The following is a 15,036-nucleotide window of genomic DNA, read 5'->3' on the forward strand; positions in this document are numbered from 1 at the left end:
CCGTCAGGCGTCGACGTGGTTGCGCTCGCCGTCAGGGTCGAACACCGCGATCACCTCAGCCGGCCCGCCCCGGGCGCCGAACGCGTGTGGGGTCATCGTGGAGAAGGACGCCGCCTCCCCCTCGTGGACCAGCACCTCCCGCTCCCCGAGCAGCAACTCGACGGTCCCCGACAACACCGTGAACCAGTCACGCCCCGGATGCACCCGCTGATCCTCGGGCCGCCGCGACGCCGGCCGGGCGACCCTGATCCGTGCGACAGTCAGGCCGTTGCGCGCGTCGTCCCCGCTGAGCACCCAAGTCGTCATCCCCCGCTCCGGATGGTGGTGCGGCTTGATGACGACAGCGTCCCCCGCAGTCTCGACAAGCTGATCGAGGCTCGCCCCGAGGGCGCGGGCAATGGCCGTGAGCTGGTCGAGCCCGATACGCCGATGCCCCGTCTCGATCCGGCTCAACGTCGACGGACTGAGATAACACCGCCCCGCCAGCTCATCCAGCGACCAGCCTTTGGCGATCCGTAGCCCCCGGATACGCGCCCGAACGATCGCATCCACCTCAGCATCTTGCGTCATACGCAAGATTGTATGCGTCAGCCGCAAACGCGACCTACAGTCGTCCCATGGCACAAGCTCATCACCCCGGTCCCCCGCACAGCGCTCTCCCCGACCACGGTCAGCAGGAAGGCGAATACAGCAGCCACGGCCACAGCGATCACGGACACGCCGAACAGGGCCACGGCCACGGCGATCACCACCAAGGACACGGCGGGCACGAGCACAGAGACCATGGGCACGGCGGTGGGCACGGGCACAGCGAAGGCCTTCAGGAGATGCTCGATCTGGACGCCGAGGTGGCCGCCACCCAGTTGGCCGAGCTGACCAGCCGGGCCGCCGAGCTGGCCGGCGATCACCCGGTCCGCGACATCCTGGACATCGGGGCGGGCACCGGAACCGGCACGTTCGCCCTGCTCCGCCGCTTCCCGGAGGCGTCCGTCACCGCGATCGACACCTCGGAGGAGATGCTGGAGCACCTCCGGGACAGCGCCACCCGTCTCGACCTCGCCGACCGGATCCGGCCGCTGCGTGCCGACCTCGACGAGGGCTGGCCCGGCACCGGTCCGGCCGACCTGGTCTGGGCCTCGTCGTCGATGCACCACATGGCCGACCCGGATCGGGTGCTCCGCGACATCCACGCCACCTTGCGCCCGGGCGGCCTGCTCACCGTGATCGAGATGGAGCGGATGCCCCTTTTCCTGCCCGACGATCTGGGCTTCGGCCGTCCCGGCACGGAGGCCCGCTGTCACGTCCTGCTGGACGAGGCCCGCGCCGAGCATCTGCCGCACATCGGGTCGGACTGGCCGGCCCGGTTGACCGGCGCCGGTTTCACGATCCTGGAGTCCCGGGTCCTGACCGTGGACATGGCTTCACCGCTTCCGGAGGCCGCGATCCGCTACGCCTACGCGACCCTGAGCCGCATCCGCTCCGCCCTGGCCGACCGCTTGACGCCCGAGGACGCCTCCACCCTGGACGACCTGCTTGCCGACGACGGCCCCCGTGCCCTGCGCACCCGCTCGGACCTCCGGGTCCACAGCACCCGGTCGGCGTGGATCGCCACCCTCCGCTAGATCACAGCCGGTCGGCCTGGATCGCCATCCGCCGCCAGATCGTGCACGGCCGGCTCCCGGCGCCCGCGCGACCTGCGGGACAGCACCGGAAACCGGCCGTGTGCGTTTCGGGGAACGGTCAGGCGGTCGCCGTCTCGGCGGCTCGTTCCTCGACGAGGATCTTGATGCGGTCGGCCTGGACGCGGCTCTTGATCCCGGTCACCGCCTGCACCTTGTAGCGGCTCAGCCGGCCGGTGCTGCGCAGGTGTTCGAAGAGTTCGGCGCCGTGCATCTCGAGCAGGTCCTCGTCGCTGGCGGGGCGGATGCTCTGCGGGCGGGGCAGCAGTTCGGCCCAGGGCTGGCCGCTTCCGGGGGCGAGCATGCCGCTGAGCGCGAGCACGTAGTCGCCGACGAACCGGCGGATGGTGGCCTCGTCGAGACGGGGCGCGCTGGGGGCGAGCAGGTCGGCGAGTTCCTCCGGGTCGAGGGGCTGGCCGTCGCCGAGTTCCTCTTCGAGGGCGGCGCGCAGGTCGAGGAGGGCATTGTGCCAGGCCTCGGAGCCTTCGGGGGCGAGTGCCGGGGCGGGCAGGAAGTCCCGCCACGGGTAGGCCGACTCGACGTGCTCGCCGTCCAGTTCGCTGATGTACTCGTTGATGAACGTGCGGACCACGCCCTCACCGAGTTCCTGGACGCGCGGGGCGAGCTTGCGGGCCAGTTCGGTGCGCCGCATGTAGTTCATCTCGGGCAGGTCCTCGGCGGTGATCTCCTCGGCGACCATCTTGCTGAGACGGTCGACGGCGAGCCGCCACCAGGGCGATCCGGCGATGCTGACGGCCGGGCGCGCCCCGGTCGGGGTGGCCGCCCAGGCGGGGGTGGCGGCCGGCGCCGGCGAGCCGGGCACGGGTGCGCCGTCGCGGCCGACTCCACGCTGGACGGGGATCGGCAGCACCCCGGCCCCGGCGGCGACCGCACGCTCGACCACGGTGGCCCGGCCCGTGACAATCGGGTCACCGGCACCGGCGGGCGAGGTCGGCTCAGCACGCCCACCCGAGGCCCGCCCATCCGAGGCCCGCCCATCCGAGGCCCGCTCAGCCGAGACACGCTCGTCCAAGGCCCGCTCAGCCGAGACACGCTCGTCCAAGACACGCTCACCCGAGACACGCTCGTCCAAGACACGCTCACCCGAAGCACGCTCGTCGGAGGCACGCCCACCCGAGGCCCGCTCATCCGAGGGGAAGGCGGGAACGGAAGCGGACCGGATGACGTGCAAGGTGTCGGTAGTGGTCCCGAGGTCGGCGGCCCCGATGCCGTTCGGGCTCACCACGGCATCCCGAGCCGCGGTTTCACGCTGCGACGCCGACCCGTTGACTCCCACCATTTCGCCGGACCCGTCGGCCATCACCGGAGCGGGCGGGACGAACTGGACCGGTTCCACGAACTGGACGGCCTGCCCGGACTGCGGCGCCGAGGAGGCACCCGCCGGGGTCACCGCGGCCACGGTTTCCAGCGACGGCACCGGCTCCGGGATTCCGGCGAGGACGGTGGTGGCCGGCGTCTCCACGGGCGCGGCCACCGGGGTCCGGACCGGAACGCTGATCCGCACCGCACCCGGAACGAGCAGGTCCATCACCCGCTGGATGCGGGCGAGCTGTTCGATGACCTCGTCGACGACGGGTTCCCCGGCGGTGCGCGCGTCCTTGAGGAGCCGGTTGCGCCACCACGGCTTGGGGAACCGCCCGGCGCTGACCCGGTGGTAGTTGACGACCATCCGGCGCACCTGGCGTTCGGCCGCCATCCGTACCAGATCGGGGTCGTCGTCGGGGATGAGCCATCCCCAGCGCTCCGCGAGGCGGCGCGGGCTGTAGGCGAAGCGACCGCGCCGCACCCGCTGCCCGGCGGCGGTGAGCGCCGCCCACCACATCAGGAAGATCATGCAGGGTACGGCCAGCCGCAGCAGTTTCTCGGTGAAGGTGACCGCGTTGCTGGCCACGATGACACCGGAGAGTCCCGCGATGAGGGCCGCGATCCACAGCATCGGCCCGGGGTGACCGGGCGTGACGATGGTGCCGTCGGCGGCATAGGTGGAGGTGCGCCGGTACTGCTCGGCGGCGAGGGACGTGGCGGTGAGGAAGCAGATCTCGAAGACCGCGAACACCAGCACCGCGAAGATCGGCGGCAGCCGGAGCTGGTCGATGGCGATGACCCACATGCCTTCGGCGTTGAGCAGCAGCGCCAGGTTCATGCTGAAGGCCAGGGCGATCGGCCGTAGTGGCTTCCTGGATCGTTTGGCCCAGATCGCGAAGCCGATCAGCAGCACGATGCCGAGGACACCGCCGGCCAGCAGGACGAGGGCGGCGTAGTCGCCCCAGAAGCCGGCGACCATGTCGTTGAACTGCTTCACGAGGTGATGCCTTTCACAGCCGGTAGGTGTTCGTCGAGCGCCGCGGCGATCAGTGCGGAGCGATTGCCGGTAGTGTGCCGTGCCGCCAGTTCGTCGATGACGGCGAGGTTGGCCGGGTGCGGCCGGATGGACACCTGCACCCGGTCCTCGCGGTGCCGGCGCCGGCCGGAGCGCTGGCTGAGGAAGATGCCGTCGGTCTCACCGTCGGGTTCGGCGCCACCGACGACCTCGGCGAGCCGGGTGTGGGTGGCGTTGAGCGCATCGAACACCAGCTGGGTGTGGGACCGGCCGGTGGCCGCGGCGCGTTCGCGCAGCCGGGAGCGCACACCGACGGGCAGGTAGACGACCACGCTGCCGCCGGCGCGAACGGCCCCGTTCCCGCCGTCGGTGATCGTGTGTGTACTCCCTGGCACGGCCGGCCCTCCCCGTATCGATCGGTGTCGGCGGGCTTTCTACCACGTCCGCGTTACGGACCCGAAGTGCCACGCGCGGGAGTGGAGGCTATCGGATAGTGCTATCCCTCTGCGATGTGGTGGTCGTCCCGTGCTCCGGGCCCGGGTGGCGAAGATCCATTCGTCCACCTACGGTCGAATCGATGGGGATCGTGCACGGGGAGGGGTAACAGGCGATGGTCTGGACATGGGCCGCCATCGCGGCCGCGGCCGTCGTAGCCGTTCTGACGAGCGTCGCGGCGGTGGCCGTCTGGCAGCGGCCGCGGAAGGCGGCCGGCCCGGGTGAGGTCGAGCAGTTACTGGCCGACGCCGAAGCGGTGCGGGCCGCCGCGGAGCGGGCCGCCGAGGCCGCCGAGGAGGCGCGCCGGGAGGCGGAGCGGGCGGCCGGGGCACGGGACCGGGCGGAGGACCGCTACCTGGAGGCGCGCTGGGAGGCCCGGGTGGCGACGGCGGACGAGGCGCATCTGCTGGTGCAGCGTGCGGCGCTGGCCGCCTACCGGCGCGGGGAGCTGTCGGTGGAGCAGCTCAACGGCATCTGGCATCACGCCGGCCCGCCGGCGGAGCAGCTCGACGACGGGCGGGTCCGGGATGCCCGCCGCGCCTACGAGGAGGCGGTGGCCGACACCGTGCAGTCGCGGGAGCAGGTGCACGTGGCGTCGGTGGCGGCCGAGGTGCTGGTCGAGGAGGCGCACAACGCCGAGGTGGACGTGCTGGAGGCGTGGGAGGCGCGGGAGGCCGCCCGCCCCACGCTGGACAAGCTGTTCCAGGAGGAGAACGCGTGACCGGCGGGGCGCCGCCGTCCGCCCCGCGCCACGGTCGCCCGGGGTTCAGAGGATCCAGCGGATGACCGTGACCACTCCGATCACGGTGAAGCCCAGGAGGATCAGAATCATGATCGCGCCGACGACGGCGTCACCGCGCGGCGACGGCGAGTCGGGTGGCGGCGGCTTCGGGCGGGGTGCCGGCGGCGGCACGTAGGCGGCGATGCCCGCGATGGGGGCGGCGCCGGAGCGGGCCGTCGTGCGGGGCGACCCGGCGGCCGCCGTCGAGCGGGCCTTCGCGGTCAGGGCGGCGAGCCGGGCGCCGGCGAGCGGACCCAGACCGGGCGGTGTCTCGCCCCGCAGGACGAGGGCCCGCAACTGGTCGGCCGCGGAGCAGTAGTACGCCTTGGCGAACGCGGTGAGCTCAGCTTCGCTGACGTCCTCGGTGAGGTATCCCCAGCGGCCGGCTCCGGCATGGTTTCCGGTGCGGCGGTGGACGGCGGCGAGCCGGGCGCGCAGCCCGAGATCGTACGGGTCCTGGGCGATCAGGCTGTTGAGCCGTTGGGTGGCGAGGTGGGTGTGACCGCGATCGAGATCGGCGTCCACTCTGGCCAGGACTTCGGGCTTCGCCATGACGTCGATTGTGGTGGATCGGCGCCACCCGGCGGAAGCCGCGACGGCCCGGCTGCCAGGCAGCCGGGCCGTCGTCGGATCAGGCGGGATGAATCACTGGTTCAGCGAGCAGGGCGCCAGGCCTTCGGCGTTCAGGTTCGGCTTGGCGGCGTTGCGGCCGATCGCCGTCTCCATCCGGTTGATGGCGGCGAACCGCTTGTCCTCCAGCGGGCCGAGGATCGCGTTCTGGATGAAGTTGGCACCACCCTGGCCGACCGAGTTCTTGATCCGGGCGTTCGCCTCGTTGATCTGGGTCTGCAGCAGCGCCAGGTTCCGGTCGATCTCGGCCTGGGCCTGCGCCGGGACCACCACGTTGATGACGACGTTCGGGCAGTTCACGGTCGCGGTGCCGTCGTTGACGCCGGCGTTGCCACCGTTGTTGCCGTTGCCACCGTTGTTGCCGTTGTTCACCGGAGCGGCCGGGGTCTCCGCGGCACCGCCACCACCAGCGGCGTTGAGCGAGCAGGTCGACAGGCCCTCGGCGTTCAGGTTCGGCTTGGCGGCGTTACGGCCGATCGCCGTCTCCATCCGGTTGATGGTCGCGAAGCGCTTGTCCTTCAGCGGGCCGAGGATCGCGTTCTGGACGAAGTTGGCGCCACCCTGGCCGACCGTGTTCTTGATCCGGGTGTTCGCCTCGTTGATCTGGGTCTGCAGCAGCGCCAGGTTCCGGTCGATCTCGGCCTGGGCCTGCGCCGGGACCACCACGTTGATGACGACGTTCGGGCAGTTGACCGTGCCGACGTTCGCGACCGCGGCGGCACCGGCCGAGACGGCGGCGGCGGGTACGTTGGCCGGCTCCGGCGAGGCGTTGCCGCCGCCGCCCGCGTTCAGCGAGCAGCCCGACAGGCCCTCGGCGTTCAGGTTCGGCTTCGCCAGCGTCCGGCCGATCGCCGTCTCCATCCGGTTGATGGTGGCGAAGCGCTTGTCCTTCAGCGGGCCGAGGATCGCGTTCTGGACGAAGTTGGCGCCGCCCTGCCCCTGGCTGGTGCGGATCCGGTTGTTCGCCTCCTGGATCTGCGTGTTCAGGAGCTGCAGGTTGCGGGAGATCTCCGCCTGTGCCTGGGCCGGTACGGCGCCCAGCTTGTCCGCGACCGTCGGGCAGTTCACCGTCGGTACGGCACTGTCGGCGGCCGCCGCCACACCCAGACCGACACCGACCAGGGCCACCGCGACACCCGCCACACCGGCCACACGCCAGCGTCGGATGTTGGATCCCCCGGCGTTGCTCCGGTAGCTCTGGTACCGCTTCATCTGCGTGCCTTCCTCTTGGACCACCTTCTCGCCGGTCCATACGGGAACGCTCCCAGGGGCGGATCACCCTTGATCGAAATAAAGAAAAACTTAAGGTTCAGGGGCTTCCACTTTAAAGGAACCTCACCATACGAAGGTCTCCTCGGCACTCACGCTGGTGGCCCGGGCACGCAGGACGCCGTACAGCCGGCCGGTGAAGCCGGTCTCCGCGGCGACCCACCGCTTGGTGTCCTTGGTGTAGAAGGAGAACTGGCCACCGGGGGCGCTGTTGGAGTAGAAGCGCTCCCAGCCGCCGACCTTCTCGGCCTGCGCGCGCAGCATGCCGTAGCGGGCGCCGGCGTAGTCGAGTTCCGCCGAGACGAACTCGTTGTTGGCCTGGGCGCGGATCTTGGTGACGCCGGTGCCGGCGTCCCGGCAGACGAGGAACTTCTCCCACTTGCCGGGTGTCGCCGCACGGGCCCGCAGGGCGGCGTGGTCGCCGCCGTTCCAGCCGATCTCCGCGGAGACGTAGCGGTTGTTGGCGGTCGACTTGATGGTGAGATCGCGCCAGCACGGCACGTCGGCCGCTCCGGTGACGGCGGCGACGTCGCGGCGCATCCGTTCGAGCACGGCCGAGCCGCCGCCGGGCGGGGTGAGAAGCGCGGTGGAGCCGCCGGGCGAACCGGGAAGCGCGGTCGAGCCGCCGGGCGGGCTGAGAAGCGGGGCCGAGCCGCCGCCGGACGGGGTGAGAAGCGCGGTGGAACCGGCCGCGACGGCGGGTTCCGCGGGACTGCTGAGAAGAAGGATTCCGACGGGGACCGCCGCCAGGCGGCGGACAGCTGATTTCATGAGAACCACTCCGCAAATACGGAAATGTCGGGAATAGGCGTCAGCGTAGTCGAGGCCGACTCGCTGGTCCGGGTGTTCCCGAATCCGTGCGGGAACCGATTCCCGGCCCGTCACCGACGGGCCGGGAATCGGCGGTTCAGGCCCGGCCCGCGCCGGCGCCCCTGTCGACCAGCGCCGGAACCGCGGCGGTGGGGGTGACCGGACCGGCTCGCAGGGCCGGCGTCCAGCCCGCGTCGGTGCCCAGGTCCGGGTCATGGGTGGCGTTGTACTCGCCGACCAGACTGACCGCCCGCACCGGCCCGGTACCGACCCGGGTCAGCGTGCCGATCTCGGTGATCGCCGTGCCGCCCCAGTCGTAGACGAAGTCCTCGAGGGCCAGATCCGCACTGCGCTGCAGGAAGTTGTTCTCGGCGTGAATGGCCGAGTAGACCCCTGCACCCCATGAGTACGAATAGGCGTCCTCATCGGTCTGGTAGTAGTAGTTGTTGTAGACGTCGACCTGACCGAAACGCACCCGCGGGACCCGCTGGCCCACATTGGCGAATTTGTTGTGGTGCAGGGTGACGCGCAGTTTTCCGACATCCGCACCGACGGTGTTGCTCGACCCGATCAGCATCGTCTTGTCGTGTTCCTGGAAGACGTTCCAGGAGGCGGTGACGTAATCGGACGCCCGGATGATGTCGAGCGCGCCGTCGTGCACCTGATAGGGCCGCCCGAGATACAGCGGCTGATCCGCGTCGACGTTGTTTCCGTCGCTGAACGTGTTGTGGTCCGCCCACACGTGCGTGGCCCCGGTCAGGGTGACCAGGTCGTAGGCGGAGTTCCAGTTGCCGAGCGAACCGTCGGTCGGATCCCAGGCCGGGAAACAGTCGGCCGCGTCCTCGAACCGCACGTTGCGCACGATCACGTTGTCCACGTTCTGGATCAGCAGGTTGCCGCCGATCAGCCGCGCGTTCGGCAGGCCGTAGACGGTCGTGTTCGCGCCCACCCGGAACTGGATCCGGGCCGCCTGATTGCGCTGGGAACGGACCCGCGCCTCCTCCAGCGGCCCGCTCGGCCGGGTGGCACGGCCCCACACCGCGGGGTCGTAGGCGGCGAGATAACCGTCCAGGCTGTAGGCCGGATCCGCGTAATCGGCACACGTCAGCGGATTACCGGCGTCATCCTCGTTGGCCCGGATGGTGCCTTTGATCAGCACGATCCGGGGCGTCGGATCGGTGCCGCCGGCCAATGCGGCGGCCAATTCGGCGCGGTTGCGGACGACGAACACATGCGCGTCGTCGGCCGCGGAACCACCGGTTGTTCCGGTGGTCGAGGCGGCCCACCCGTCATTGGCGGGAAGGACCTGCCGCGCACCGGCCGGTGTTGTCACCGGTGCGGCGGAGGCGGGCACGGTGGCGACACCGGCGGCGAGGACGAGGCCGATGGTCGCGGCGAGAGCGGTACGCACGGCCTACCCGGCCAATTCCCGGTCCGGCAGAACACTGTCTGACATCAGAATCCCTTTCGTTGAATGACGAACCCTTTCCGGTACGGCAGGGAAAGGCCCACCGACGCGGGCCGGTCCCTCCCGTGGCTTGCGTGCGGGCGCCCGGCGAGACACCGGGCCGGCCCGCGGTCTGCGGACTGGATCAGGTGTCCCGCCGGGCGGCCCGGGTCACCGGCTCGCCGGCACGCCGCCGAGCGGCACCCGGTGGCCGGGCCGCGCCCACGGCACACTGGCTTCGGACGGCAGCCGCCCCGTATCGGCCACCTCCCGGACCAGCGCGTCGATGCCCGTGACGACCGAGCCGTTCCCGTCCGGGTGCGGTGTCAGCCATGCCGGGCCGATCTCCGCGGGCGCGGGCGAGGCCACGATCGCCTCGGCCACAGCCGTGAAGCCGGCGGTCCGCGCGAGCGGCGCCACCAGCGGCACCGCCGGGTCCCGCCGGTGGTCGAGCAGGTTCTCCAGCAGCCCGGTCCGGCCCGGGACGTGCCGGAGCACCGCTTCGCCGGGCAGCCGCAGGCGGTCGGTCGGGTATTCCAGGACGGCGTCGCCGACCCGGATCTCGCCGGCGATGAAGACCGGCGACACGAGGGTCACCGCCGCGGTGATCCGGCGGCCGTCCTCGCCGGTCAGGCGTACGAACGTGGTGTCGTCGGTCTCGATGGCGCGGGTCCGGTACCGCTCCATCTCCAGGGTCACCGGCCGGAATCCCCCGGCGACGACCAGAGCCTGCATCAGCGCGTGCGCGAACGGGTTGACGAGCGCCCCGTCCAGCACCGGCCGTCCGTCGACCACACGTTTCCCGGCCCACGGCGCCCGCTGGTAGTAGGTGTCCGGCCGCCACCAGGCCCCGGTCACCCCGATGTCGCCGGACGGTGCGGTCGCACACAGCTCGGCGAGCGCCGCCGAACCGAGGGCCTGGAAGCCGATCTGCAGGATCCGCCCGGTACGGGCCGCCGCCTCGGCCAGCCGCTCGTGCTCGGCCAGGGACATCACCGGCGGCTTCTCCAGCAGCAGGTCCGCGCCGGCGGCGAACACGTCCAGCGCGATCGCCAGGTGGGTGTGCGGTGGCGTGCAGATCACCACGACGTCCGGCCGGGTGACCGCCAGCAGCTCGGTGTGGTCGGTGAAGAACGGCACCCCGTCCAGTGGCGCGTCCGGATGCGGCTCCACCGGCCGCCGGTCGCACAGCCCGGCAACCTCGATCCGCCCCTCACCGGCGAGCCGCTGCAGCACCCGGCGGTGCGACAGCCCGTGCCCGCCGGCCCCGATCAGCGCGACCCTCGTCATCGTGCGATACCCGCGATGGTCGCCTCGACCCCGTGCCGTTCCAGCTCGCCGTACCAGCGGATCAGCTCGGCACGCAGGTCGTCGTCGGCGGCCAGGTGCGGTGGGAAGATCTCGTGCAGGGCGAGCAGGGCGCCGACCACGCCGGGCGCGGTGTCCGGGGCGGCGGCGAGGGCCGTCCGGATCCGGCCGGCCAGCGGGTCGTCCAGGTGCACCGGGGTGCCGTCGTCGGCGTACCCCCTCGCGAAGCGCATCCATGCGGCCAGGACCAGGATCGCCCAACCGGGAGTGGCGCCGCTTCTCCGCCGGTCGGCGATGGTGCCGAGCAGCCGGTGCGGAAGCTTCTGGCTGCCGTCCATCGCCACCTGGAGGTTGCGGTGGCCGAGTTCGCGGTTGGCGAACCGGCCGAGGGCCGTCTCGCCGTAACCGGCGACGGTGACGCCCGGCGGAGGGGCGAAGGTCGGTGCGATGTCCTCGGCGATGAACCGGCGCAGCACCGCCGGCAGTCCGGGGATCTCCAGCGAGTCGGCGATCAGCTCGCGGCCCGCCAGTGCCCCGAGATAAGCGCACGCCGAGTGGACCGCGTTGAGGGCCCGCAGTTTCAGCTTCTCCCACGCGGTGACGTCGTCGGTCATGATCGCGCCGACGCCGTCCCAGGCCGGGCGGCCGCCGGGGAAGTCGTCCTCGATCACCCACTGGCTGAAGTGCTCGGCCACGACCGGGGCCTCGTCGCCGGCGCCCAGCGCGACGGCGGCCCGCCGGATGTGGTCGGGGCTGGTGGCCGGCACGATCCGGTCGACCATGGTGGCCGGGAACGCCACCCCGCCGGGCAACTGCGCGCCGGCGACGTCGAGCGCCTGCTCGACGAGACCGCGGATGCGCGGTCCGTTGCCCATCAGGTTGTCGCAGCACAGCACGGTCAGCGGTCCACCACCGGCGGCCTGCCGCCGCAGCAGACCACGGACCAGCAACGCCGGTACGGTCGTCGGCGGCGCGTGCCCGGTCAGCTGGGCCCGCAGTTCGTCGTCGAGCAGCAGCCGCCCGTCCGGGTCGAGCCGGTACGCCTTCTCGGTGACGGTCATCGACACGATCCGCACCCCGGGGTCGGCGATCGCCGCGATCACGCCGTAGGGATCGCCGGCCGCGTGCCCGAATCCGCCGAGGATGCCGACGGCCCTGGCCCGGTCCGCCCCGTCGCCGACGGTCAGGACGCTGTAGAGACCGTCCTGTGCGCGCAGCCGGTCGAGGATGTCGCGGGACCGCGGCGCCACCCCGATGATCCCCCAGTCACCTCCGGACGCGGCGACCGCGGCCTCGGTGAAGACGGCCTGGTGAGCCCGGTGGAACGCGCCGAGTCCGACGTGGACGATGCCGGGCCGCACCGAGCCGGGCACGACGGCCGGCCGGCTCGCGGCGGGCAGCGACGCCAGGGCACCGCGGCCGAGGCGGTGGGTCACCGTCATGCCTGCCCGTCCAGCCGGAAGACCCGCTTCGGCAGGTGGTACGCCAGGTCGGCGATGGTCTCGGCGGCCTCGTCGAGCGGGAGGGTGCCCTGGGCGACCAGTTTCGCGAGGTATCCGGCGTCGACGCGGCGGGCCACGTCGTGCCGGGCCGGGATGGAGCAGAACGCCCGGGTGTCGTCGACGAACCCGGAGGTGTTGTAGAAGCCGGCCGTCTCGGTGACCGTCTCCCGGAACCGGCGCAGACCCTCCGGGCTGTCCAGGAACCACCACGGCGCACCCAGGTAGAGCGACGGGTAGCCGCCGGCGAGCGGGGCGAGTTCCCGGCTGAACGCGGTCTCGTCCAGGGTGTAGAGCACGACCCGCAGGCGGGGATCGGTGCCGTGGGCGTCGAGCAGCGGCCGCAGCGCGTGCACGTAGTCGGTGGCCGACGGGATGTCGCCGCCGGTGTCCCGGCCGTGCCGCTGGTAGAGGTCCCGGTTGTGGTTGCGCACCGAGCCCGGGTGCAACTGCATGACCAGGCCGTCGTCGAGGGACATCCGGGCGAACTCGACGAGCATGTGCGCCCGGAACGCCTCGGCGTCCTGCTCGCCCGCGCCGCCGCCGAGGGCCTTGCGGTAGAGGACAGCGGCGTCGGCGTCGTCCAGCACCAGCGTCTTCGCGGTGAGGTGGCCGTGGTCGGAGCTGGTGGCGCCGGCGGCGATGAACGCCTCGCGGCGGCTGCGCAACGCGGCCAGGAAACCGGCGTACGTGCCGACGTCCTGGCCGGTGAGGACGCCCAGCTCGGCGACGCGTTCGGCCCAGCCCGGCCAGTCCGGGTCGACCAGGTTGTCCGGGCGGAAGGTGGTGATCACCCGGCCGCCGGGGCCGCCCCAGCCGTCGGCGGCGAGTTTGGCGTGTGCCTGCAACTCGTCCAGAGGGCTCTCGGTGGTGGCGAGGACCTCGATGTTGAACCGGGTGAACAGGGCACGCGGCCGGTATTCGGGTTCGGCCAGGCGGGCGGAGAGTTCGTCGTAGATCTCGTCGGCCGTACCCCCGCCGAGGGTCGTGGTGATGCCGAAGACGTCGGCGAGGACCTTCTCGGTCCAGAGCCGCGACGGGGTGCCCCGGAACAGCTTCCAGTTCTCCGCCAGCAGCCGCCAGATCGCGCGGCCGTCGGTCTCCACCGCGGAGCCGTCCACACTGGGCACGCCGAGGCGGGCCGGCGGGATGCCCTGGCTGGCGAGCATCCGGGTGACGTAGTGGTCGGGGACCACGAACAGGCGGGCCGGGTCGGGGAAGGGCTGGTCGTCGGCGAGCAGCAGCGGGTCGACGTGGCCGTGCGGGCTGATCAGCGGCAGGTCCTTCGCATGCTGGTACAGCTCGCGGGCGATCTGCCGCTGGATCGGCTCGGCGGGGAGGAGATGGTTCTCGTCGGTCACCTGTTGTCCTTGAGATCTAGGAGTTCTTGCACGCGGATGGCCTGGCCCCGGACCAGGGACTCGTTGGCGGCGAGGCCGGTGAGCAGGGCGCGGGCGCCGTCGACGGCGCCGGCTTTACGCCCGAGCGGGTCCGGCGGTGCGTCCGGGCGGATCAGGTCGGCGAGCATGCGTACGTCCGCTCCGCCGTGCCCGTGCCGGGACAGCCCGTCCACGGCGATCTCCCGGGGCGGCGCCCAGAACGGCCGGACCAGCAGCCGTTTGAAGCCCTTCTCGGCGGTCGACTCGGCGCCCGGCTCGCCCTTCACACCGGCGGCGGCGGACGGGGCGACGTGGTCGCTCTCCACCACCTCCAGTTCGAGGCGGCCCCGGCTGCCGTTGAACATCACCCGGTAGCCCTCCCAGGGGGCGTACGCGGTGAGGTGGTAGCTCATCGACGCGCCACCGGCGTAGCGGACCAGCACCGCCATGTCGTCCTCGATGGTCACGCCGGGGGCGAACACGTTGCGGTCGCGGTGGTAGCCGTCGTGGCTCTCGGCCTCCAGGTACAGCTCGCGCATGGCCGGTTCGTCGGTCATCCGCAGCGCGAACGGGTCGCCCTCGGCGTCGGCCGCGCCGTGCGCCCGGTCGTAGTCGCGGGCGTACCCGTGCCGTCGTCCCTGGTCGCCGTAGAAGAACAGCCGCCCGGCGGCGAACACCTGGTCGGGGGCATCGTCGAGCCACCAGTTGACCAGGTCGAAGTGATGGCCGGCCTTGTGCACGAGCAGGCCGCCGGAGTTCTGCTTGTCGCGGTGCCAGCGGCGGAAGTAGTCGGCGCCGTGCCGCACGTCGAGCAGCCACTCGAAGTGGACCGAGCCGATCTCGCCGATCTCACCGGAGGCGAGGATCCGTTTCACCGCCTCGTGCAGCGGGTTGTAGCGGTAGTTGAAGGTGACCCGGACGTCGCGCCCGGTGCGCTGCTGCGCGTCCAGGATGCGGCGGCAACCGGCGGCGTCGACGGTCATCGGTTTCTCGGTGATGGCGTCGCAGCCGGCTTCGAGCGCGGCCACCACGTAGTGGTCGTGATAGCGGTCCACGGTCGCGACCAGCACGACGTCGACGCGCTCGCGCTTGAGCATCCCGGTGAAGTCGGCCGCGTCGTAGACGGGGACGGGCTCCACGCCGAGGCGTGCGAGGCGTTCGTTGTGGACGGCCGGCCGGGCCGGGTTGGTGTCCGCCATGGCGACCAGCTCGGCCACGTCCGCGTGGTCGCCTGTGATCGCCCGGAGAAACATCCCGGCCCGTGCGCCGGCGCCCACGAGGGCATACCGGCGGCGGTGTGACGGGGGCATTCCGTCGCCTCCATTCGGCAAACGTTTGCAACAGATTAGCGGCGGAAGCACGAGCGAAGTCAATGCGTAACACGTATTTGTCCGTGTT

13 protein-coding genes are annotated in these 15,036 nt (G+C 71.6%); 2 read left to right on the top strand and 11 right to left on the bottom strand.

Going from position 1 to position 15,036, the window contains the following annotated elements:
- Positions 1-3 precede the first annotated feature (3 nt).
- Positions 4-570 (bottom strand): helix-turn-helix domain-containing protein, encoded by a 567-nt coding sequence (locus BC793_RS02545; protein WP_109588877.1) that lies wholly within the window; start codon positions 568-570, stop codon positions 4-6.
- 47 nt (positions 571-617) lie between these two features.
- On the opposite strand from BC793_RS02545, the gene BC793_RS02550 reads away from it, so the two are divergent.
- A complete protein-coding gene (locus BC793_RS02550) occupies positions 618-1,622 on the top strand; it encodes a class I SAM-dependent methyltransferase (protein WP_109588878.1) in 1,005 nt (334 codons plus the stop codon).
- A 118-nt stretch (positions 1,623-1,740) separates the two neighbouring features.
- Here BC793_RS02550 and BC793_RS02555 read toward each other — a convergent pair whose 3' ends face one another.
- Both BC793_RS02555 and BC793_RS02560 read right to left on the bottom strand, forming a co-directional pair.
- The gene (locus BC793_RS02555) at positions 1,741-4,002 is read right to left on the bottom strand and encodes a polycystic kidney disease 1-like 3 (protein WP_109588879.1); all 2,262 of its coding nucleotides are present in this window, start codon (positions 4,000-4,002) and stop codon (positions 1,741-1,743) included.
- A complete protein-coding gene (locus BC793_RS02560) occupies positions 3,999-4,415 on the bottom strand; it encodes a hypothetical protein (RefSeq protein WP_146246166.1) in 417 nt (138 codons plus the stop codon). The genes BC793_RS02555 and BC793_RS02560 overlap by 4 nt, the downstream gene beginning before the upstream one ends.
- A 215-nt stretch (positions 4,416-4,630) precedes the next feature.
- Here BC793_RS02560 and BC793_RS02570 point away from each other — a divergent pair, with 215 nt between their 5' ends.
- Complete coding sequence (locus tag BC793_RS02570) at positions 4,631-5,236, top strand: hypothetical protein (protein WP_158319185.1); 606 nt, start codon at positions 4,631-4,633, stop codon at positions 5,234-5,236.
- 45 nt (positions 5,237-5,281) lie between these two features.
- Here the strand turns inward: BC793_RS02570 and BC793_RS02575 are convergent, their stop codons facing one another.
- The 8 genes from BC793_RS02575 to BC793_RS02610 all read right to left on the bottom strand — a co-directional run bounded on the left by BC793_RS02575 (position 5,282) and on the right by BC793_RS02610 (position 14,948).
- Positions 5,282-5,848, bottom strand: coding sequence for a DUF6584 family protein (locus BC793_RS02575; RefSeq protein WP_146246167.1), 567 nt, complete (start codon positions 5,846-5,848; stop codon positions 5,282-5,284).
- A gap of 93 nt (positions 5,849-5,941) precedes the next feature.
- On the bottom strand, positions 5,942-7,138 hold the full coding sequence (locus BC793_RS02580) for a hypothetical protein (RefSeq protein ID WP_109588883.1): 1,197 nt from the start codon (positions 7,136-7,138) through the stop codon (positions 5,942-5,944).
- A 123-nt stretch (positions 7,139-7,261) separates the two neighbouring features.
- Positions 7,262-7,966 carry a fascin domain-containing protein gene (locus tag BC793_RS02585; protein ID WP_109588884.1) on the bottom strand — a complete coding sequence of 235 codons (705 nt, stop codon included), beginning with the start codon at positions 7,964-7,966 and terminating at the stop codon, positions 7,262-7,264.
- A gap of 136 nt (positions 7,967-8,102) precedes the next feature.
- The gene (locus BC793_RS02590) at positions 8,103-9,416 is read right to left on the bottom strand and encodes a pectate lyase family protein (protein WP_109588885.1); all 1,314 of its coding nucleotides are present in this window, start codon (positions 9,414-9,416) and stop codon (positions 8,103-8,105) included.
- A 207-nt stretch (positions 9,417-9,623) separates the two neighbouring features.
- Positions 9,624-10,742, bottom strand: a complete 1,119-nt coding sequence (locus BC793_RS02595; RefSeq protein WP_109588886.1) for a Gfo/Idh/MocA family protein — start codon at positions 10,740-10,742, stop codon at positions 9,624-9,626.
- Positions 10,739-12,202 (bottom strand): mannitol dehydrogenase family protein, encoded by a 1,464-nt coding sequence (locus tag BC793_RS02600; RefSeq protein ID WP_109588887.1) that lies wholly within the window; start codon positions 12,200-12,202, stop codon positions 10,739-10,741. Before BC793_RS02600 ends, BC793_RS02595 begins: the two co-directional genes overlap by 4 nt.
- Positions 12,199-13,620 carry a glucuronate isomerase gene (gene uxaC, locus BC793_RS02605; protein WP_109588888.1) on the bottom strand — a complete coding sequence of 474 codons (1,422 nt, stop codon included), beginning with the start codon at positions 13,618-13,620 and terminating at the stop codon, positions 12,199-12,201. The genes BC793_RS02600 and uxaC overlap by 4 nt, the downstream gene beginning before the upstream one ends.
- Positions 13,617-14,948 (bottom strand): Gfo/Idh/MocA family protein, encoded by a 1,332-nt coding sequence (locus tag BC793_RS02610; RefSeq protein WP_109588889.1) that lies wholly within the window; start codon positions 14,946-14,948, stop codon positions 13,617-13,619. The genes uxaC and BC793_RS02610 overlap by 4 nt, the downstream gene beginning before the upstream one ends.
- Between the last annotated feature and the right edge of the window lie 88 nt (positions 14,949-15,036).

The sequence above is a fragment of the Actinoplanes xinjiangensis genome (genome assembly GCF_003148685.1).
Taxonomy (GTDB): Bacteria; Actinomycetota; Actinomycetes; order Mycobacteriales; family Micromonosporaceae; genus Actinoplanes; species Actinoplanes xinjiangensis.

What these genes read in the sequence shown, in the direction of transcription:
- BC793_RS02600 (WP_109588887.1), bottom strand. Translation starts at nt 12,202, where the DNA reads ATGACGGTGACCCACCGCCTCGGCCGCGGTGCCCTGGCGTCGCTGCCC.
- BC793_RS02585 (WP_109588884.1), bottom strand. Translation starts at nt 7,966, where the DNA reads ATGAAATCAGCTGTCCGCCGCCTGGCGGCGGTCCCCGTCGGAATCCTT.
- BC793_RS02575 (WP_146246167.1), bottom strand. Translation starts at nt 5,848, where the DNA reads ATGGCGAAGCCCGAAGTCCTGGCCAGAGTGGACGCCGATCTCGATCGC.
- BC793_RS02570 (WP_158319185.1), top strand. Translation starts at nt 4,631, where the DNA reads ATGGTCTGGACATGGGCCGCCATCGCGGCCGCGGCCGTCGTAGCCGTT.
- BC793_RS02580 (WP_109588883.1), bottom strand. Translation starts at nt 7,138, where the DNA reads ATGAAGCGGTACCAGAGCTACCGGAGCAACGCCGGGGGATCCAACATC.
- BC793_RS02550 (WP_109588878.1), top strand. Translation starts at nt 618, where the DNA reads ATGGCACAAGCTCATCACCCCGGTCCCCCGCACAGCGCTCTCCCCGAC.
- BC793_RS02595 (WP_109588886.1), bottom strand. Translation starts at nt 10,742, where the DNA reads ATGACGAGGGTCGCGCTGATCGGGGCCGGCGGGCACGGGCTGTCGCAC.
- BC793_RS02610 (WP_109588889.1), bottom strand. Translation starts at nt 14,948, where the DNA reads ATGCCCCCGTCACACCGCCGCCGGTATGCCCTCGTGGGCGCCGGCGCA.
- BC793_RS02545 (WP_109588877.1), bottom strand. Translation starts at nt 570, where the DNA reads ATGACGCAAGATGCTGAGGTGGATGCGATCGTTCGGGCGCGTATCCGG.